This is a genomic window from Streptomyces sp. NPDC048248 (assembly GCF_043201875.1).
Lineage (GTDB): Bacteria > Actinomycetota > Actinomycetes > Streptomycetales > Streptomycetaceae > Streptomyces.
Window position 1 is genome coordinate 591,351 of sequence record NZ_JBICZL010000003.1, and the last position, 19,835, is coordinate 611,185.

Sequence of the window (19,835 nt, forward strand, 5' to 3'; positions counted from 1 at the left end):
CGGCGCCTACGCGGGCCGAGGGCGGAACCTCAGGCCGCGAGCGCGCAGGGCGGTCCCCGGCGCACGACGCAGTGCACGAGCAGAGGGAGGTCATGGGCCGGCGGCCCCGGCCGGAGGGGGGCGGGCGCCGGGCGGCCCGGCTCCGCCACCCCGGTGGTCACCGCGACGGCGATCAGCAGGGGCCGGAAGGCGAAGCCCGCGACCGCGCTCAGCGTCTGCGTCAGCGCGGCCTCGCCGCGGCGCAGCCAGCCGGCGGCCAGCAGGCCGACGAGCAGATGCGCCCCGAGCAGCAGCAGCCAGGTGGAGGCGGAGGTGGTGTGCTCCCCCGACAGCCGCACCAGGGGCGCGCCGACCTCACCGCCGCCGCAGAGCAGGTCCACGCCCAGGGATCGCAGCGGGCCGGTGACCGGACCGCCGCCCTGTCCGTAGCAGGTGTGCTGGCCGATGCTGAAGACCGTGTCGGCGGCCAGCTCCAGGGGGAGCAGCAGCGCAGCGATGCGCCAGTAGCCGCGCTCCCGGCCCGCCAGCGCGTAGGCGAGGGCGAATACGGCGGCCGAGAGGGCGGCGACGGTGGTCAGCGGCAGCGGCATGCGGGACAGCAGCACATGGGACGCCGAGGACAGCGTCACGCACAGCGCAGTGAAGAGCGCCGCGCGCAGTGCCCGCAGGTGTGCCGCCGAGATGTCCATTCCTGCGAGTGTGCCACGGTCCGGGATAAGCACCGCCTAAGGGGTGACGAAGGTCGCGTACCGGTGCATACCGCCACACGGAAGGTGGGTGTGGCATCACCCCGGGCGCTGTCAGAGGCCGGGGATCCGGCCGTTGCGGAAGAGGTCCACGAAGATCTGGTGATCGGCGCGGGCGCGGGCGCCGTAGGAGTGCGCGAAGTCCACCAGGACCTCGGCGAAGCCGTCCTCGTCGGCCGCGATGGCCGCGTCGATGGCGCGCTCGGTGGAGAACGGCACCAGGGAGTGGCCGCTCTCGTCGTCCGCAGCGGCATGCATGGTGGCCGTCGCCCGCCCCAGGTCGGCCACCACGGCCGCGATCTCCTCGGGGTCGTCGATGTCCGACCAGTCCAGGTCGACCGCGTACGGCGAGATCTCGGCGACCAGCTGCCCCGCGCCGTCCAGCTCGGTCCAGCCGAGCCACGGATCGGCGTGCGCCTGCAGGGCGCGCTGCGAGATGACCGTGCGGTGGCCCTCGTGCTGGAAGTACGCGCGGGCTTCCGGGTCGGTGACGTGCCGCGAGACGGCGGGGGTCTGGGCCTGCTTCATGTAGATCACGACGTCGTTCTCCAGGGCGTCGCTGTTGCCCTCGAGCAGGATGTTGTACGACGGCAGCCCGGCCGAGCCGATGCCGATGCCACGCCGCCCCACGACGTCCTTGACCCGGTAGGAGTCCGGGCGGTTCAGGCTCGACTCCGGCAGCGTCTCCAGATAGCCGTCGAAGGCCGAAAGGATCTTGTAGCGGGTCGCCGCGTCCAGCTCGACGCTGCCGCCGCCAGGCGCGAAGCGCCGCTCGAAGTCGCGGATCTCCGTCATCGAGTCGAGCAGCCCGAACCGGGTCAGCGAGCGGGCGTCGCGCAGGGCGCCCAGCAGGGCGCCGTCGGCAGTGTCCAGGGTGAAGGGCGGCAGCTCGTCCTTGTCGGAGTCCTTGGCCCCGGTGGCCAGGGCGTGGATGCGCTCGCGGTAGGCGGCGGCGTAGGTGCGCACCACGTCGGTGATCTGCTCGTCGCTGAGCGCCTTGGCGTAGCCGATCAGCGCGGCCGAGGCGGCGAAGCGCTTGACGTCCCAGAGGAAGGGGCCGACGTAGGCCTCGTCGAAGTCGTTGACGTTGAAGATCAGCCGGCCGGTGGAGTCCATGTACGTGCCGAAGTTCTCCGCGTGCAGATCGCCGTGGATCCAGACCCGGGAGGTCCGCTCGTCCAGATACGGGCCGCTGTTCACACCGGCGCTCCGCCCGCCGCCCGCCGCCTCCAGATCGCGGTAGAACAGGCACGCCGTCCCCCGGTAGAAGGCGAAGGCGGAGGTGGCCATCTTGCGGAATTTCACACGGAAGGCCGCGGGGTCTGCGGAGAGCAGCTCCCCGAAGGCGGTGTCGAAGACGGCGAGGATCTCCTCGCCGCGCTGCGCGGCGTCCTGGGCCGGGGCGTACGGGGACGACATCGCTGGGTGCCTCCTGAGGTGCGCGGACGACGCGGCGGTCCGTGTCGTGAGGACGTGATGCGGTGGCGTCACCGGCGACACCGGGCGACGACGAGCTCCCACCCGGACCGGTCACGACGACCTGTCACTGACAACGGGCGAGGCTACTCGCGAGTGCCCGGTGCGGGTGAGGGGGGACGCGGGGGCACCGCTGTTGTCAGTGGGGAGTCGTAGACTTCGAGACCGTCTCACCCGTCCTCCCCGGCTGCCGCCGGAGGGGCCCGCCGACCCTTCTCCCGGAGGTCTTCCGCCGTGGCCAAGCCGCCCTTCACGCACCTGCACGTCCACACCCAGTACTCGCTGCTGGATGGTGCCGCGCGGCTGAAGGACATGTTCGCGGCGTGCAACGAGATGGGGATGTCGCACATCGCCATGTCCGACCACGGCAACCTCCACGGCGCCTACGACTTCTTCCATTCCGCGCAGAAGGCCGGCGTGACGCCGATCATCGGGATCGAGGCGTATGTGGCGCCGGAGTCGCGGCGCAACAAGCGCAAGATCCAGTGGGGCCAGCCGCACCAGAAGCGCGATGACGTCTCCGGTTCGGGTGGTTACACCCACAAGACGATCTGGGCGGCGAACAAGACCGGTCTGCACAACCTCTTCCGGCTGTCCTCCGACGCGTACGCCGAGGGCTGGCTGACGAAGTGGCCCCGGATGGACAAGGAGACGATCTCCCAGTGGTCCGAGGGCCTGATCGCCTCGACCGGCTGCCCCTCGGGTGAGCTGCAGACCCGGCTGCGGCTGGGGCAGTACGAAGAGGCCCGCAAGGCCGCGGGGGAGTACCAGGACATCTTCGGCAAGGACCGGTACTTCCTGGAGCTGATGGACCACGGCATCGAGATCGAGCGCCGGGTCCGCGACGACCTGCTGAAGATCGGCAAGGAACTCGGCATCCCGCCGCTGGTGACGAACGATTCGCACTACACCTACGCCCACGAGTCCACGGCGCACGACGCGCTGCTGTGCATCCAGACCGGAAAGAACCTCTCCGACCCGGACCGCTTCCGCTTCGACGGCACCGGCTACTACCTCAAGTCCACGGACGAGATGTACGCCATCGACTCCTCGGACGCCTGGCAGGAGGGCTGCGCCAACACCCGCCTGATCGCCGATCAGATCGACGTCACCGGGATGTTCGAAAAGCGCGACCTGATGCCGAAGTTCGACATTCCGGAGGGCTTCACGGAGGTCACCTGGTTCCAGGAGGAGGTCCGGGTCGGCATGCAGCGCCGCTACCCGGGCGGTGTCCCCGAGGACCGGCAGAAGCAGGCCGAGTACGAGATGGACATCATCATCCAGATGGGGTTCCCCGGCTACTTCCTCGTCGTCGCCGACTTCATCATGTGGGCCAAGAACAACGGCATCGCGGTGGGACCGGGCCGAGGCTCCGCGGCCGGTTCGATCGTCGCGTACGCCATGGGCATCACCGACCTCGACCCGATCACCCACGGACTGATCTTCGAGCGGTTCCTCAACCCCGAGCGCGTCTCCATGCCCGATGTCGACATCGACTTCGACGAGCGCAGGCGCGTCGAGGTCATCCGGTACGTCACGGAGAAGTACGGCGCCGACAAGGTCGCCATGATCGGCACCTACGGCAAGATCAAGGCCAAGAACGCCATCAAGGACTCCGCGCGCGTGCTGGGCTACCCGTACGCGATGGGCGACCGCCTCACCAAGGCCATGCCCGCCGACGTCCTCGGCAAGGGCATCGACCTCAGCGGCATCACCGACCCCCAGCACCCGCGCTACAGCGAGGCCGGTGAGATCCGGGGGATGTACGAGAACGAACCGGACGTGAAGAAGGTCATCGACACCGCCAAGGGCGTCGAGGGCCTGGTCCGGCAGATGGGTGTGCACGCGGCCGGCGTGATCATGTCCAGCGAGCCCATCGTCGACCACGCACCGGTCTGGGTCCGGCACACCGACAACGTCACCATCACGCAGTGGGACTACCCGCAGTGCGAGTCGCTCGGCCTGCTGAAGATGGACTTCCTGGGCCTGCGCAACCTCACCATCATGGACGACGCCGTCAAGATGGTGCGCAAGAACAAGGGCGTCGAGCTGGAGATGCTCAACATCCCGCTGGACGACCCCAAGACCTACGAAATGCTCTGCCGCGGTGACACGCTCGGCGTCTTCCAGTTCGACGGCGGCCCGATGCGCTCGCTGCTGCGGCTGATGAAGCCCGACAACTTCGAGGACATTTCCGCCGTATCGGCCCTGTACCGCCCGGGCCCGATGGGCATGGACTCGCACACCAACTACGCGCTGCGCAAGAACGGCCTCCAGGAGATCACCCCGATCCACCCGGAGCTCGAGGAGCCCCTCAAGGAGGTCCTCGGCCTCACCCACGGCCTCATCGTGTACCAGGAGCAGGTGCAGAAGGCCGCCCAGATCATCGCCGGGTACTCCCTCGGCGAGGCCGACATCCTCCGCCGCGTGATGGGCAAGAAGAAGCCCGAGGAGCTGGCGAAGAACTTCGTGCTCTTCCAGGAGGGCGCGCGCAAGAACGGCTTCTCCGACCAGGCCATCCAGGCCCTGTGGGACGTCCTGGTCCCCTTCGCCGGCTACGCCTTCAACAAGGCGCACTCCTCCGCGTACGGCCTGGTCACCTACTGGACCGCCTATCTCAAGGCCAATTACCCGGCCGAGTACATGTCCGCGCTGCTCACCTCGGTGCGTGACGACAAGGACAAGTCGGCGGTATATCTCAACGAGTGCCGCCGCATGGGCATCAAGGTGCTGCCGCCCAACGTCAACGAGTCCGAGGCGAACTTCGCCGCCCAGGGCGACGACGTGATCCTCTTCGGTCTCACCGCGGTCCGCAACGTCGGCCAGAACGTCGTCGACTCGATCATCCGCAGCCGCAAGGCGAAGGGGAAGTACCTCTCCTTCCCCGACTACCTCGACAAGGTCGACGCGGTCGTCTGCAACAAGCGCACCACCGAGTCGCTGATCAAGGCGGGTGCCTTCGACGAGATGGGGCACACCCGCAAGGGCCTGACCGCGCACTACGAACCGATGATCGACAACGTCGTGCAGGTCAAGCGCAAGGAGGCCGAGGGGCAGTTCGACCTCTTCGGCGGGATGGGCGACGACACCGCCGACGAGGGCCCCGGCTTCGGGCTGGACGTCGAGTTCTCGGACATCGAATGGGACAAGGCCTACCTGCTCGCCCAGGAGCGCGAGATGCTCGGCCTGTACGTCTCCGACCACCCGCTCTTCGGCCTGGAGCACGTCCTGAGCGACAAGGCCGACGCGGCCATCTCCCAGCTGACCGGCGGCGACTACTCCGACGGCTCGATCGTCACCATCGGCGGCATCATCTCCGGCCTGCAGCGCAAGATGACCAAGCAGGGCAACGCCTGGGCGATCGCCACCGTCGAGGACCTCGCCGGCTCCATCGACTGCATGTTCTTTCCGGCCACCTACCAGCTGGTCTCGACCCAACTCGTCGAGGACACCGTGGTGTTCGTCAAGGGCCGGCTCGACAAGCGCGAGGACATCCCGCGGTTGGTGGCCATGGAGATGATGGTCCCCGACCTGTCGGAGGCGGGCACCAACGCTCCCGTGACGATCACCATCCCGACGGTCAAGGTCACCCCGCCGATGGTCGAGAAGCTCGGCGAGGTGCTCAGCAGCCACCGCGGCTCCACGGAGGTGCGAATCAAGCTGCAGGGGGCGCGGAAGACGACGGTGCTGCGGCTCGACCGCCACCGGGTCACGCCCGACCCGTCGCTGTTCGGCGACCTGAAGGTGCTGCTCGGCCCGTCCTGCCTGGCGGGCTGAGGCTGCCGGGAGGGGCCGGGGAAGCCCTGATCAGGTAAGCGCCGCACGAGTTGAGGGGCGCGCCCGCAAGTGGGCGCGCCCCTCAACTCATGCCTGCAACACGTCAGTTGTGGCCGAAGCGGCGCTGGTGCCGACGGGCGACGTCTGCCGGGCTGCCCTGCGCCGGCCGCTGGGGCTGGGAGATGGCCTCGATGGCCGACTTCTGTGCCTGCTCGTGGCCGCGCTCGGCCTGGCTGGCTTTCTGCTGCTTACTTCGGTCCTTCTTGCTCTTGGCCATGGCCGTGCCTCCTGAGGGGGATCCTGGGATCGGGACCGGGACCAGACTTACATGGCGGACAGAAGACCGCATTTCGGGCAATTACCCTGCGTGACAGGAGTGCTCGCGACCTGAGCCCTGACACCCCGGCGAATCCGCCACGCCGATGATCGAGTTCGGGCAGATAACCCCCGTACGGTCGGGCAGACTCGAGGGCAAGCCGAAGGAAACTCGTGCCACAGGCCGAGCCGGGGGGCGACCGGACTTCAGCACCTCAGGGAAGAGGGTGGAACGTGGATCGCTGCGTCGTCCTGGTGGACGCCGGATATTTGCTCGGCGCCGCGGCGAGTCTGCTCGCCGGAGAGCCCGCCCGGTCCCGGATCACCGTCGATCACGCCGCCCTCATCCAGGGGCTCCGTCAGCGCGCCGAAGGCGACACCGAACAGCCGCTGCTGCGGATCTACTGGTTCGACGGCGCCCCCGACCGCGTCCCCCAGCCCGAGCACCGCCGGCTGCGCGTCATGCCGCGGGTCACCGTCCGGCTCGGGGCCTTGACCCGCAGCGACGGGCGCTGGGCGCAGAAGGGCGTGGACGCCGCGATGCACGCCGAGCTGACCGAACTCGCCCGCAACCGCGCCTGCTCCGACATCGTGCTGGTCACCGGCGACGGCGATCTGCTGCCCGGCCTGATGTCGGCAAAGGAGCACGGCGTCGCGGTCCACCTCTGGGCCGTGCAGGCCGCCGACGGCGACTACAACCAGTCGGAGGATCTCGTCGCCGAGGCCGACGAGCGGCGGGTGCTCGACCGGGCGTGGATCACCCGCGCGGTGCGGGCCAAGGAATTCGGCGGGCCCTGCGCGCCGCCGCCCGTGCCCCGCCCGGAGATCGCCGCGATCCTCTCCGCACCGCTGCCGGAGTCCGCGGTCGCGGCAGCGGCGGCGGCCGCCGCCTCGGCCACCGGATCGGACGGCGCCGAGCGCCCCCACGAACACACCGGCTCCCACGGCGCCCCCGCACCCGGCGCCGACGGCGACGCGGATTCCGACCGGGAGCCGGGCGCGGGCACCAAGGTCGTCCCCACCCCCAAGGACCTCGCCGGGCTGGGCCGCGCCCACGCCGCCGGCCAGGGCCCGGGCACCCCGCAGAACGGCACCCAGCCGGCGCCCGCCCCCAGTGCCACCCTGCGCTGGTCGTCCGACAAAGGGTGGGTCGAGCGCGGCGGCGGCCCGGTGGGCGAACCGTCCGAGACGGCCTCCCTGCCGACCCTGGCCCAGCTGACCAGCGCCGAGCAGCGCTGGGCCGACCGCGAGGAGGACATCACCGCGGTCAGCGGCGACCCCTTCGAGGTGGGCCAGGTCTTCGCCCGCCGCTGGACCGAACGGCTCTCCGACGCGGCGCATCTGCAGCAGCTGTCCACGGAGTACCCGCGCATCCCGCACCGTATCGACGGGGAACTGCTGCGCTACGCCGCCCGGTTCGGGCTGCTCGCCCACAAGGACGACCAGATCGACGAGCACGACCGTTATGCGATCCGGGCCGGCTTCTGGCGCGAGGTGGATCTGCGCACCGCCGCGGAGCACGCACCGGCCGGCAGCTGACGGTCCGCGACCGGGCCTCGTGCCCGGGTCGCGTCCGGCCCGTGGAGCCCCGCGGGCCGGGGACGGCCCGAGGGCGCGTACCCTCATAGCTCGTGAGGACGGGCGCAAAACAGGTGGAGCACGGCGGGACGGTGTGTGCCGTGCGGGACCTGGTCAAGACGTACCCCGCGATGCGCGGGCGCCGCGGCGCGGCACAGGCGCCTGCCGTACGGGCCAGTGACGGCATCACCCTGGACGTACACCGCGGCGAGATCTTCGGTCTGCTCGGCCCCAACGGAGCCGGGAAGTCCACCCTCGTCCGTCAGCTGACCGGACTGCTGCGGCCGGACTCCGGCAGCGTCTCGGTGCTCGGCCACGACCTGGTGCGCCATCCCGAGCGGGCCTCCAGACTGCTCGGCTACCTCGGTCAGGAGTCCACCGCGCTGGACGAACTGACGGTCGCGCTGGCCGTGGAGACCACCGGCCGGCTGCGCGGTCTCGGCGTACGCGAGGCGCGGGCGGAGCGGGACGCCGTGGTCGGCGAGCTCGGCCTCGCCGACATCGCCGGGCGGCCGCTGAAGAAGCTGTCCGGCGGACAGCGCCGGCTGGCCTGCTTCGCGACCGTCCTGATCGGCGAGCGGCCTCTGCTGGTGCTGGACGAGCCGACCACCGGCATGGACCCGGTCGCGCGGCGCGCGGTGTGGGCAGCGGTGGACCGGCGACGCGGCGAGCGGGGCGCCACGGTGGTGCTGGTGACGCACAACGTGCTGGAGGCCGAGAGCGTGCTCGACCGGGTCGCGGTGATCGACCGGGGACGCGTCATCGCCTGCGACACGCCCGGCGGGCTGAAGGACATGGTGGGGGAGGAGGTCCGGCTGGAACTGGTGTGGCGCGACCAGCCTCCGCTGCACGTCCCCGAGATCGCCGACCTGCAGACCTCCGCGCATGTCTCCGGCCGCCGCTGGACCCTGCGGCTGCCGGCCGACCGGGCGCGCGCCGCCGTGGCGACCGTCACCGCGGGACCGGCGTTCGCCGCCCTCGACGACTTCACGCTCGCGACGCCCAGCCTGGAAGATGTCTACCTGGCCCTCGGCGGGCGCGCGGAGGGGCTGGTCAAGGCGTGAGGCAGGTCGGGCCCGGACACGGGCCGAGGCGTACGCGGGACATGACGAGGAAGTCTGGGGTGAAGGCGTGAGTGTGGTTCCCGCGCAGGCGGTGACCGGGGACGGGGCGGCATCCCCCGACGCCGGTGCATGGCCCGACGGCGCCCCGGCCGCCCCGCTGGCCCCCCGCGCCCGCCTGCTGCCCGCACTCGCCGCCGTCTACCGCGCCCAGCTCTCCCGGGCCAGGGTCGCGCGCATCCCCCTGCTCTTCGTCGCGACCTTCCAGTCCGTCGGCATCATGGTGCTGATGCGCGGTGTCGTCGACGGCGGCGACGAGGCGCGGGCCGTGGTGTCCGGCTCCAGCGTGCTGGTCGTGGCCTTCGTGGCGCTCAATCTGCTGGCGCAGTACTTCGGTCAGCTGCGGGCCGGCGGCGGCCTGGACCACTACGCGACGCTGCCGGTGCCGCCCGCCGCCGTGGTGCTCGGCGCGGCCGCCGCGTACGCCTCGTTCACCGTGCCGGGGACGGTGGTCACCGCCGTCACGGGCTGTGTGCTCTTCCAACTGCCGATGGCCAACCTCTGGGTCCTGGCCGCGGTCATCCCGCTGTCCGGCGCAGCCCTGGCCGGACTCGGCGCGGCCCTCGGGCTGCTCGCGCCGCGCCAGGAACTCGCCACCCTCTGCGGCCAGCTGGGCATGTCGGCCGCGTTGCTGCTGGGCGTGCTGCCCGCCGGGCGGCTGCCCGCGGTGATCGGCTACGCCCGCGACCTGCTGCCCTCGACGTACGGGGTCGAGGCGCTGGCCCGCAGCTTCGACGCGCATCCCGACTGGCTGGTGGTCTGCGCCGATCTGGGCGTCTGCGCGGCCGTCGGGGTGCTCTCGCTGGCCGTCGCGACCTGGGCGTACCGCCGGGCGGCGGCCCGGTGAGCGGCGCCACGGGCGGGCCGGGACGTCCCTCTGCCGACCGCACGACGCCGACCTGGCACGATGACAGGGTGACCGCACCGCTGACGCCACGCGACAACCAACCGCCCGAAGAGCCGCACCACCCCACGGCCACGCCCGCCGGGGGCCACGGGGCCACCGCAGACCCGGGGGCGTACGGCCCGGACGGGGACCACGGGGGTCTCGGCGGCCCCGAATTCGCCCGCGAGCTGCGTGAAGCGGCCCTGATCGCGCTCGTCGTCGCGGTGAGCGGTGTGCTGCTCGGCGTGCTGTGGGCCTGGCTGGCACCGAAGGTCCCGCTGATCGCGGACGCCCGGAACGTCTATCTCAAGAACACCGAGGGCGAGGAGGCGATCGGCGCGGACGGCACGTTCGTCCTGCTGTCGCTTGCCTTCGGCCTGGTCAGCGCGGCCGTGGTGTTCCTCGTCCGCCGACGCGGCGGGATTCCACTGGTGGTGGCGCTGGTCGTGGGCGGGCTGCTGGGCGCGTTGGCCGGCTGGGTCATGGGTATGTGGCTGGGGCCGGGGCCGGATGTCGCCGCGCATGCCAAGCAGGTCGGTCCGGGTGTCACCTTCTACGGTCCGCTGCGGCTCCAGGCCAAGGGCGCGCTGCTGGCCTGGCCCATCGCGGCCATGCTGGGGCAGCTGCTGCTGACCGGGCTGTTCGGGCCGCGCGATCCGGAGCCCGGGGAGCCGGCGGAGCCGGACTGGTCCGGTCACCACCGTCAGCAGCCGCCGGCCGGCTGAGGACCGACGCGAGCCGGCAGGCGGTCGTCCCCCGGGAGGAGCGACGGCCGCCGCCGATTTCAGCCCCGGGCGATCCGCGCGATCCGGGCACCGGTGAGAGCGGCCAGGTCAGCGGGGGACAGCTCGACCTCAAGGCCGCGCCGGCCCGCGGAGACGCAGATCGTCGGGCGCCCTTCGGCCGACGCGTCGAGGACCGTGGGCAGCCGTTTGCGCTGGCCCAGGGGGGAGATCCCGCCGAGGACGTAGCCGGTGCTGCGTTCGGCCGCCGCCGGATCGGCCATCACCGCCCGCTTGCCGCCCACCGCGGCAGCCAGGGACTTGAGGTCCAGGGAACCGGACACCGGTACCACCGCGACCGTGAGCGCCCCGTCCACCTCCGCGAGCAGGGTCTTGAACACCTGGTCGGGCGAGACGCCGAGGGCCGTCGCCGCCTCCTCGCCGTACGACGGCGCGGCCGGGTCGTGCGCGTAGGAGTGCACCGTGAACGGGACGCCGGAAGCGGCGAGGGCGACCGTCGCGGGCGTACCGCCGCCGGACTGTTGTGCCTTGCGGCCCTGCTTGGACTTCTTCGACAACGCCGGTTCGCCTTGCGTCAGTTGGGACTGGTCGGCTGCCGGGTCAGATCCACGGCCGGCAGCGACGGGAGCTTACCGAGCAGCGCCGACTCCTGACGAAGCAGTTTCAGCTCCTGGGCCAGCCGCGTCGCGGTGTCCGGTGCCTGGAGCAGCCGCTGCTTGGCGGGCACGTCGAGCACCGCAGCGGCCGCGACGAGATACGACAGCACGGACGGGTCGGCCGGCAGGTCCTGGCCGCTGGACAGGGTCCGCTCGTTCGCCCAGGCCAGCCGCTTCTGATAGGTCCGGAAGGCCCGTACGACGCCGGAGGCGAGTGCGCCCGCGCCGTCGCCCTCCTCCTCGTCCAGCTCTTTCATCTCGCCGGTCAGATACGGGCCGGAGGTGTCCACCGACAGCAGCCGGAAGCGGGTGATGCCGGTGGCGAGCACTTCGTAGCCGGTGTCGTCATCCGTCGACTTCTCCCGGATGGTCGCCGCGTCCGCGATGCAGCCCACGGTGTGGAACGCCTTCATCGGCTCGTCACCGAAGCCCGCGGCGGGGCCTTCCGCGGCGGGCAGGGTCGCATCCGGCATGCCCTGGGCGGTGGCCGCGACCTCGCGGCCGTCGCGGATCGCCACCACGCCGAAGCGGCGGTCGTCCTCGGGCATCGCGCTCAGGTCGCGCATCATCGCCCGGTACCGCGCCTCGAAGATGTTCAACGGGAGCACGAGCCCCGGGAAGAGCACCGAGTTCAACGGGAAGAGCGGCAGGCGCACGGAGGTCACAGTCGGTAAGCCTAGAGGAGTAGGTCGGAAGTTCTGCCTGCGGGGAGGCGCCGAAATGCGCGTCCTGCACTACTGCCGCCGCAACAACCGCGACGCGCCCGCCGCGACCGTCGTGGCCAGCACCCAGCCGGCGAGGATCAGTATCGCCGCCGCCCACTGCGCGCCGCCGTCCGGCTTCCAGGCGGCGCCCTGGTAGAGGTCGATCACCGGCAGCAGCAGGTCGAGGGAGTACAGGAACGGGTTCCACGGCGGCGCCTCGCCCGGCTTGAGCGGCGGCGGGGGCGACTGGCTGAAGTAGATCGTGCCGATCGCCCACAGGATGGCCATCCAGACCGCGGCCCGCCCCGGCCGGTAGCCGTACGCCACCGTCCAGTCCTGCAGGAAGCCCCATGCCTTCGCCGCCAGTGGGAGCGTCTCCCGGCGGCGCCGCTGCTTGGCCAGCAGCACCTCCCGGGCGTCGGCGTCCTCGCCGCTGCTGCGCAGGGCGGTGGCCAGCATCTCGTACGGCTCCGGCGCGTACTCGGGGGTCGCAGCGGACACCCACTGCACCCGCAGCGCGAGCGGGAAGTGACCGCGCGGGATCAGCGTCTCGTAGGCGAAGCCGGCCATCCACAGCCCGCCGAGGCCCGGCCAGCTCGCCGACTTGTCGACCAGGTTGACGACCCGGGCGCCCGAGAGGATCACCCGGCCGCGCTGCGGGCGCTCACAGAGGAACCGCAGCTCAGGGGTCTGGATCCGGCGCAGCGACAGCTCCTGGTCGGACTCCATGACGAAGCGGGCGTGCTCCAGGTCGAGCGCGTCGCCGAACCGGCCGTCGTCGAGCCGCATGCCGCCCTCGCACTCGAAGCGCTGCATACGGGTGCCGCGCGAGGGGGTGTTGGTGACGCCGTAAGGGGGCGTGGCGTTGCTGGAGAACGGGGAGTTCGCCAGCCCGGCGGCGGTCAGGTAGACGGTGCGCTCGACGGTCAGCTGGGGAGCGTTCAGCGCGCGGCGGCCGAAGGGGTTGCTCAGCCGGCTGCCCCGCAGGCTCAGCGACACGCCGATGGTGGCGCCGCGCAGCGACAGCTCGCCGTACGACTCCATCATCTCGGCCTGGAGGTCCTGGGCGACGGTCATGCCGTCCGCCATGATCGAGCGGCCCTGCCGGTCCTTGTGCACCACGGTCTGGTTCAGCAGCAGGTCGGTGCCGATGTGCGCGTCGGTGAGCCGGATACCGGAGTGCACCACGCAGCGCGGCAGATGCAGATCGCCCTCGGTGTGCAGCCGGGCGGCCTCCACCCGGGGTATCGCGCAGTTGACCAGCCGCAGTGTGGTGAACCTGCTCTCGGGCAGCACCACCTCGGCCTCGAAGCGGCAGTCCCGCAGCTCCACGAATGGCTTGATCGTGCCGCCCGCAAGGTCGAGAGTGTCCGTGATGTACGCGCCGGTGAGCTTGAGGGCGGAGACCCGGCCCGGCTGCGGGCTCGGCCCGTCCAGCAGCAGCAGCGCCACGACCCGCGCCCGCACCCGGCGCTCCGCTCCCCACAGGTGCTGCCCGTGCGGGTCGTCCCTTGCCGGGTCGCCGATGTGCAGGTCGCAGGTGCTGCCGTTGCGAAAGGCCTGCCACATGCTCCATTCCGCCGATGTCAGCTGCAGGTCGGCGGGCGCGTCGCCGTCCCCGGGCTCGGTCACAGTGGGTCCCCCTTGATTCGCCTTGTTTCGCTGTTTTCCGGTCCGCACGGCGGTGGTCACGTCCGTCGTGCACGGTCCACACCCGTGCCACAGGTGCTCCCGTACGCCCGTACGGGGCCCTTGCCCCGCCCGTGACTGCTTGAACACGCGTGGTCAGGGCCAACTCCGGTCAACTTCACGCGGCCGGTCCCGGCACGTGTCCAGGCTGTGTGTGGCTGTGTATCACTGAGTGATACGCCCGGTCGGGCGCGAGATCGGGTCTGAGACACTGGGAGGGTGATCTCCCGAATCGATCTGCGCGGTGACGCCCTCCCCGAGGGCGGCGCCCTGCGCGACCTGCTGCCCCGTGCCGAGTTCGACGTGGAAGCCGCCCTGGAGAAGGTGCGGCCCATCTGCGAGGACGTACGCCATCGTGGCACCGCGGCGCTGATCGATTATGCGCGGCGGTTCGACGGCGTCGACATCGAGCAGGTGCGGGTGCCGGCCGAGGCCCTCGGCCGCGCCCTCCAGGAGCTCGACCCGGCGGTCCGGGCCGCCCTGGAGGAGTCCATCCGGCGCGCCCGGATCGTCCACCGCGAACAGCGCCGTACGGACACCACCACCAAGGTCGTCCCCGGCGGCACGGTCACCGAGCGCTGGGTGCCGGTCGAGCGGGTCGGGCTGTACGTCCCCGGCGGCCTGGCGGTCTACCCCTCGTCCGTCGTGATGAACGTCGTCCCCGCCCAGGAAGCCGACGTCGAGGGCATCGCCGTCACGTCCCCGCCGCAGAAGGCGTTCGGCGGCCTGCCGCACCCGACCATCCTCGCCGCCTGCGCCCTGCTCGGCGTCGACGAGGTCTATGCGGCCGGCGGCGCCCAGGCCATCGCGATGTTCGCCTACGGCACCGAGGAATGCCTGCCGGTCAATCTCGTCACGGGCCCCGGCAACATCTTCGTCGCCTCCGCCAAGCGCCTGCTCAAGGGCCGCATCGGCATCGACGCCGAGGCCGGCCCCACCGAGATCGCCATCCTCGCGGACGCCACCGCCGACCCGGGCCACGTCGCCGCGGACCTGATCAGCCAGGCCGAGCACGACACCCTCGCCGCGGCCGTCCTGGTCACCGACTCGGCCGAGCTCGCCGAGGCCGTGGAGGCCGAGCTCAAGGAGCAGGTCGAGGCCACCAAGCACACCGAGCGGATCACCGAGGCGCTGGCCGGGCAGCAGTCCGCGATCGTCCTCGTCGACGGCCTCGACGCCGGCCTGAAGGTCGTCGACGCCTACGGCGCCGAGCACCTGGAGATCCAGACCGCCGACGCCTCCGCCGTCGCCGCCCGGGTCCGCAACGCCGGCGCGATCTTCGTCGGCCCCTACGCCCCGGTCTCCCTCGGCGACTACTGCGCCGGCTCCAACCACGTCCTGCCCACCGGCGGCTGCGCCTGCCACTCCTCGGGCCTGTCCGTGCAGTCGTTCCTGCGCGGCATCCACGTCGTGGACTACTCCCGCGACGCGCTCGCGGAGGTCGCCCACCATGTGGTGACCCTCGCCGAGGCCGAGGACCTCCCGGCCCACGGCGCCGCGCTGAAGGCCAGGTTCGACTGGAAGGTTCCGCAGAGCAAGTGAGCAGGCACGTGACCCGCAATCCCTCCTCGTCCCGCATCGACGCGCTCCCCATCCGCGACGAGCTGCGCGGAAAGTCGCCCTACGGCGCCCCGCAGCTGGACGTCCCCGTACGCCTGAACACCAACGAGAATCCCTACCCGCTGCCCGAGCCGCTGGTGCGGCGGATCGCCGAGCGGGTCACCGACGCCGCCCGCGAACTCAACCGCTACCCCGACCGGGACGCCGTCGAGCTTCGCACCGAGCTGGCCGCGTACCTCACCCGCACCGCCGGCCACGCGGTCGACGCCGACCAGGTCTGGGCCGCCAACGGCTCCAACGAGGTCATCCAGCAGCTGCTGCAGACCTTCGGCGGACCGGGCCGCACCGCCCTCGGCTTCGAGCCGTCGTACTCCATGCACGGCCTGATCTCGCGCGGCACGGGCACCGGCTGGATCTCCGGCGCGCGCAACGACGACTTCACCATCGACGTCGCCGCGGCCCGCGCCGAGATCGCCGCCCGCCGGCCCGACGTGGTCTTCATCTGCTCGCCGAACAACCCCACCGGCACCGCCGTCGACGCCGACACCGTCCTCGCGCTGTACGACGCGGCCCAGGCGGCCAAGGCCGACAGCGCCGGGGCGCTGGTCGTGATCGACGAGGCGTACGGCGAGTTCAGCCACCGCCCGTCGCTGCTGTCGCTGATCGAGGGCCGGCCGAACCTGGTCGTCTCCCGGACCATGTCCAAGGCGTTCGGCGCCGCCGGGCTCCGGCTGGGTTATCTCGCCGCCGACGCCGCCGTGGTCGACGCCGTCCAGCTCGTCCGGCTGCCGTACCACCTCTCGTCCGTCACCCAGGCCACCGCGCTCGCCGCCCTGGAGCACACCGACACGCTCCTGAAGTACGTCGAGCAGCTCAAGACCGAACGCGACCGCCTGGTCACCGAGCTGCGCGCGGCCGGCTGCCAGGTCGTCGACTCCGACGCCAACTTCGTGCAGTTCGGCCTCTTCGAGGACTCGCACGCCACTTGGCAGGCCATCCTCGACCACGGCGTGCTGGTCCGGGACAACGGCGTGCCCGGCTGGCTGCGCGTCAGCGCGGGCACCCCGGCCGAGAACGACGCGTTCCTCGACGCCGTGCGCGCGGTCCTCAAGGAGCACGGGCGATGAGCCGCACGGCAGACGTACCGCAGCTTCCGGGGCACGCTCCCCGGACCCCCAGCCGAGTCCGCGGTCACCGCGCGTCGGACCCTTACCGCCAGCACGAACCAGGAGTATCGCGATGACCCGCGTCGGACGCGTGGAGCGCACCACCAAGGAGACCTCGGTCCTCGTCGAGATCGATCTCGACGGCACCGGCCAGGTCGATGTGTCGACAGGTGTCGGCTTCTACGACCACATGCTCGACCAGCTCGGCCGGCACGGCCTCTTCGACCTGAAGGTCAAGACCGACGGCGACCTGCACATCGACACCCACCACACCATCGAGGACACCGCCCTCGCCCTGGGCGCCGCCTTCAAGCAGGCCCTCGGGGACAAGGTCGGCATCTACCGCTTCGGCAACTGCACCGTCCCCCTGGACGAGTCGCTCGCCCAGGTCACCGTCGACCTCTCCGGCCGCCCGTACCTGGTGCACACCGAGCCCGAGTCGATGGCGCCGATGATCGGCAGCTACGACACGACGATGACCCGGCACATCTTCGAGTCGTTCGTCGCGCAGGCCCAGATCGCCATGCACATCCACGTCCCGTACGGCCGTAACGCCCACCACATCGTGGAGTGCCAGTTCAAGGCCCTGGCCCGCGCCCTGCGCTACGCCAGCGAGCGCGACCCCCGTGCGGCCGGGATCCTCCCCTCGACCAAGGGTGCCCTGTGAACGGACTGTCGACCGTCTTCATCCTCGTCGGCCTCTTCCTGCTCGGTGGCGTCTACTCCTTCTGGAAGCAGCAGCTGCCCAAGAGCGTGATCACCCTGCTCGCCATCGGCTCCGCGCTGTGTCTGGTGGCGGGCGTCATGCGGCTGGAGGTGTGGAATTGACCGCCCCCAAGAAGGTCGTCGTCTTCGACTACGGCTTCGGTAACGTCCGCTCCGCCGAGCGCGCCCTGGCACACGTCGGCGCCGAGGTGGAGATCACCCGGGACTACGAGCGCGCGATGAACGCCGACGGCCTGCTGGTCCCCGGCGTCGGCGCGTTCGCCGCCTGCATGCAGGGCCTGAAGGCCGCCCGCGGCGACTGGATCGTCGGCCGCCGGCTGTCCGGCGGCCGCCCCGTCATGGGCATCTGCGTCGGCATGCAGATCCTCTTCGGGCGCGGCATCGAGCACGGCGTGGAGGCCGAGGGCCTGGACGAGTGGCCAGGCACGGTCGGCCCGCTCAAGGCCGATGTCGTCCCGCACATGGGCTGGAACACCGTCGAGGCCGCGGAGGGCTCCCAGCTCTTCGCCGGCCTGGACCGCGACGCCCGCTACTACTTCGTGCACTCCTACGCGGTGAACGACTGGGAGCTGGAGACGGGCAACCCGCACATCGCCGCCCCCAAGGTCACCTGGACCACGCACGGCGCCCCGTTCGTGTCCGCGGTCGAGAACGGCCCGCTGTGGGCCACCCAGTTCCACCCCGAGAAGTCCGGCGACGCCGGTGCCCAGCTCCTGACCAATTGGATCGAGACCCTGTAATGCCGAACGCGTCGAAGCTCGAACTGCTCCCCGCCGTCGATGTCCGTGACGGCCAGGCCGTCCGCCTCGTCCACGGCGAGTCCGGCTCCGAGACCTCCTACGGCGACCCGCTCCAGGCCGCCCTCGCCTGGCAGCAGGCCGGCGCCGAATGGCTGCACCTCGTCGACCTCGACGCGGCCTTCGGCACCGGCGACAACCGGGCGCAGATCGCCGAGGTCGCCCGCTCGATGGACATCAAGGTCGAGCTGTCCGGCGGTATCCGCGACGACGCGTCGCTGGCCGCGGCGCTCGCCACCGGCTGCCGCCGCGTCAACCTCGGCACCGCCGCCCTGGAGACCCCCGAGTGGGTCGCCAAGGTCATCGCCGAGCACGGCGACCAGATCGCCGTCGGCCTCGACGTGCGCGGTACGACGCTGCGCGGCCGCGGCTGGACCCGGGACGGCGGCGACCTCTACGAGACGCTGGCCCGCCTGGACTCCGAGGGCTGCGCCCGCTACGTCGTCACCGACATCAACAAGGACGGCACCCTCCAGGGCCCCAACCTGGAGCTGCTCAAGAACGTCTGCGCGGCCACCGACCGGCCCGTCGTCGCCTCCGGTGGCGTCTCCTCGCTTGACGATCTGCGGGCGCTTGCGACCCTGGTACCGGAAGGTGTCGAAGGCGCGATCGTCGGCAAGGCGCTCTACGCGAAGGCGTTCACGCTGGAAGAGGCCCTGGCGGCAGTGTCGTAAGCGGTGTGACCGAAAGGCGGCGTGATGACCATCGAGCGCGTACGGACCGGAAGTCCCTGGGAAGAGGCCATCGGCTTCGCACGCGCGGTGGCGGCCGGTGACCGGGTCCTGGTCGCCGGCACCATGCCCCTGGTCGACGGCGTCCTGCACGGTGAGGGCGACCCCTACGAGCAGACCAGGGTCGCCCTCGCCAACGCGCTGACGGCGCTCACCCCCTTCGGGCTGGGTGTCGACGACGTGCTGCGCACCCGCCTGTATCTCACCCACGCACGCGATGTGGACGCCGTCGGCCGCGCCCACCGGGAAGTCTTCGCCCACCACCCGCCCGCCGCGACCCTGGTCGTGGTCTCCGGGTTCGTCGACTCCCGTGTGCTGGTCGAAGTAGAACTCGAAGCCTTCCGAGAAACCCCCGAGGAGCCTGACCAATGACCCTGGCGGTCCGTGTCATCCCCTGCCTGGACGTGGACAACGGCCGGGTCGTCAAGGGCGTGAACTTCCAGAACCTCCGCGATGCCGGTGACCCCGTGGAGATGGCCAAGATCTACGGCGAGGAGGGCGCCGACGAGCTGACCTTCCTGGACATCACCGCCTCCTCCGGCAACCGCGAGACCACCTACGACGTCGTCCGCCGCACCGCGGAGCAGGTCTTCATCCCGCTCACCGTCGGCGGCGGGGTCCGCGCTGCGGAGGACGTCGACAAGCTCCTGCGGGCGGGGGCCGACAAGGTGGGCGTCAACACCGCCGCGATCGCCCGGCCCGAGCTGATCCGGGAGATCGCCGAGCGCTTCGGCAGCCAGGTCCTGGTGCTCTCGGTCGACGCCCGCCGTACGGACACCGGCTCCTTCGAGGTCACCACGCACGGCGGCCGCCGCTCCGCCGGCATCGACGCCGTGGAATGGGCGCACCGCGCCGCCGAGTTGGGCGCCGGCGAGATCCTGCTGAACTCCATGGACGCCGACGGCACCAAGGACGGCTACGACATCGAGATGATCGAGGCGGTGCGCAAGCACGTCACCGTCCCCGTCATCGCCTCGGGCGGTGCGGGCCGCCTCGACCACTTCCCCCCGGCGGTGGCCGCAGGCGCCGACGCCGTCCTGGCCGCGTCCGTCTTCCACTTCGGCGATCTGCGCATCGGCCAGGTCAAGGACACGCTCCGCGAGGCGGGGCACCCGGTGCGGTAGCCCGGCAGGGGTGGGGGCCGCGGCCGGCCCACCATGAACA

19 protein-coding genes are annotated in these 19,835 nt (G+C 71.3%); 13 read left to right on the forward strand and 6 right to left on the reverse strand.

Annotated elements, in window-relative coordinates:
• Window positions 1–29: 29 nt before the first annotated feature.
• Together ACGFZW_RS08670 and ACGFZW_RS08675 are read right to left on the reverse strand one after the other, a co-directional pair.
• A complete protein-coding gene (locus ACGFZW_RS08670; protein WP_393892305.1) occupies window positions 30–689 on the reverse strand; it encodes a hypothetical protein in 660 nt (219 codons plus the stop codon).
• A gap of 111 nt (window positions 690–800) precedes the next feature.
• Window positions 801–2,165 (reverse strand): DUF2252 domain-containing protein, encoded by a 1,365-nt coding sequence (locus ACGFZW_RS08675; RefSeq protein ID WP_393892306.1) that lies wholly within the window; start codon window positions 2,163–2,165, stop codon window positions 801–803.
• A gap of 291 nt (window positions 2,166–2,456) precedes the next feature.
• Between ACGFZW_RS08675 and dnaE the strand changes: the two genes are divergently transcribed.
• On the forward strand, window positions 2,457–5,999 hold the full coding sequence (gene dnaE, locus ACGFZW_RS08680; RefSeq protein ID WP_393892307.1) for a DNA polymerase III subunit alpha: 3,543 nt from the start codon (window positions 2,457–2,459) through the stop codon (window positions 5,997–5,999).
• Window positions 6,000–6,102: 103 nt separating this feature from the next.
• On the opposite strand, the gene ACGFZW_RS08685 is transcribed toward dnaE, so the two are convergent.
• Window positions 6,103–6,276, reverse strand: a complete 174-nt coding sequence (locus ACGFZW_RS08685) for a hypothetical protein (RefSeq protein WP_393892308.1) — start codon at window positions 6,274–6,276, stop codon at window positions 6,103–6,105.
• A gap of 272 nt (window positions 6,277–6,548) precedes the next feature.
• Between ACGFZW_RS08685 and ACGFZW_RS08690 the strand changes: the two genes are divergently transcribed.
• The 4 genes from ACGFZW_RS08690 (at window position 6,549) to ACGFZW_RS08705 (ending at window position 10,624) form a co-directional block, all read left to right on the forward strand.
• Window positions 6,549–7,853, forward strand: a complete 1,305-nt coding sequence (locus ACGFZW_RS08690; protein WP_393892309.1) for an NYN domain-containing protein — start codon at window positions 6,549–6,551, stop codon at window positions 7,851–7,853.
• A 170-nt stretch (window positions 7,854–8,023) separates the two neighbouring features.
• Window positions 8,024–8,956, forward strand: coding sequence for an ABC transporter ATP-binding protein (locus ACGFZW_RS08695; RefSeq protein WP_393892381.1), 933 nt, complete (start codon window positions 8,024–8,026; stop codon window positions 8,954–8,956).
• 73 nt (window positions 8,957–9,029) lie between these two features.
• A complete protein-coding gene (locus tag ACGFZW_RS08700; protein WP_393892382.1) occupies window positions 9,030–9,860 on the forward strand; it encodes an ABC transporter permease in 831 nt (276 codons plus the stop codon).
• A gap of 68 nt (window positions 9,861–9,928) precedes the next feature.
• Window positions 9,929–10,624, forward strand: a complete 696-nt coding sequence (locus ACGFZW_RS08705) for an ABC transporter permease (RefSeq protein ID WP_393892310.1) — start codon at window positions 9,929–9,931, stop codon at window positions 10,622–10,624.
• A gap of 59 nt (window positions 10,625–10,683) precedes the next feature.
• Here ACGFZW_RS08705 and ybaK read toward each other — a convergent pair whose 3' ends face one another.
• The 3 genes from ybaK to ACGFZW_RS08720 form a co-directional block, all read right to left on the reverse strand.
• A complete protein-coding gene (gene ybaK / locus ACGFZW_RS08710; protein ID WP_393892311.1) occupies window positions 10,684–11,199 on the reverse strand; it encodes a Cys-tRNA(Pro) deacylase in 516 nt (171 codons plus the stop codon).
• 17 nt (window positions 11,200–11,216) lie between these two features.
• Entirely contained in the window at window positions 11,217–11,963 is a 747-nt protein-coding gene (locus ACGFZW_RS08715) for an LON peptidase substrate-binding domain-containing protein (RefSeq protein ID WP_393892312.1), read from the reverse strand.
• 69 nt (window positions 11,964–12,032) lie between these two features.
• Window positions 12,033–13,634: an oxidoreductase gene (locus tag ACGFZW_RS08720; protein ID WP_393892313.1), complete on the reverse strand. Its 1,602-nt coding sequence runs from the start codon at window positions 13,632–13,634 to the stop codon at window positions 12,033–12,035.
• Between the two features lie 276 nt (window positions 13,635–13,910).
• On the opposite strand from ACGFZW_RS08720, the gene hisD reads away from it, so the two are divergent.
• The 8 genes from hisD (at window position 13,911) to hisF (ending at window position 19,795) form a co-directional block, all read left to right on the forward strand.
• Entirely contained in the window at window positions 13,911–15,233 is a 1,323-nt protein-coding gene (gene hisD / locus ACGFZW_RS08725; RefSeq protein WP_393892314.1) for a histidinol dehydrogenase, read from the forward strand.
• Window positions 15,230–16,378: a histidinol-phosphate transaminase gene (locus ACGFZW_RS08730; RefSeq protein WP_393892315.1), complete on the forward strand. Its 1,149-nt coding sequence runs from the start codon at window positions 15,230–15,232 to the stop codon at window positions 16,376–16,378. Before hisD ends, ACGFZW_RS08730 begins: the two co-directional genes overlap by 4 nt.
• A gap of 112 nt (window positions 16,379–16,490) precedes the next feature.
• The gene (gene hisB / locus ACGFZW_RS08735; protein ID WP_393892316.1) at window positions 16,491–17,084 is read left to right on the forward strand and encodes an imidazoleglycerol-phosphate dehydratase HisB; all 594 of its coding nucleotides are present in this window, start codon (window positions 16,491–16,493) and stop codon (window positions 17,082–17,084) included.
• Window positions 17,081–17,245: a hypothetical protein gene (locus tag ACGFZW_RS08740; protein WP_393892317.1), complete on the forward strand. Its 165-nt coding sequence runs from the start codon at window positions 17,081–17,083 to the stop codon at window positions 17,243–17,245. Before hisB ends, ACGFZW_RS08740 begins: the two co-directional genes overlap by 4 nt.
• Window positions 17,242–17,883 carry an imidazole glycerol phosphate synthase subunit HisH gene (hisH, locus tag ACGFZW_RS08745; protein WP_393892318.1) on the forward strand — a complete coding sequence of 214 codons (642 nt, stop codon included), beginning with the start codon at window positions 17,242–17,244 and terminating at the stop codon, window positions 17,881–17,883. Before ACGFZW_RS08740 ends, hisH begins: the two co-directional genes overlap by 4 nt.
• Entirely contained in the window at window positions 17,883–18,614 is a 732-nt protein-coding gene (gene priA, locus ACGFZW_RS08750) for a bifunctional 1-(5-phosphoribosyl)-5-((5-phosphoribosylamino)methylideneamino)imidazole-4-carboxamide isomerase/phosphoribosylanthranilate isomerase PriA (protein ID WP_393892319.1), read from the forward strand. Before hisH ends, priA begins: the two co-directional genes overlap by 1 nt.
• Window positions 18,615–18,638: 24 nt before the next feature.
• Window positions 18,639–19,043 (forward strand): RidA family protein, encoded by a 405-nt coding sequence (locus ACGFZW_RS08755; protein ID WP_393892320.1) that lies wholly within the window; start codon window positions 18,639–18,641, stop codon window positions 19,041–19,043.
• Window positions 19,040–19,795, forward strand: coding sequence for an imidazole glycerol phosphate synthase subunit HisF (gene hisF, locus ACGFZW_RS08760; protein ID WP_393892321.1), 756 nt, complete (start codon window positions 19,040–19,042; stop codon window positions 19,793–19,795). Before ACGFZW_RS08755 ends, hisF begins: the two co-directional genes overlap by 4 nt.
• The last annotated feature ends 40 nt before the right edge of the window (window positions 19,796–19,835 follow it).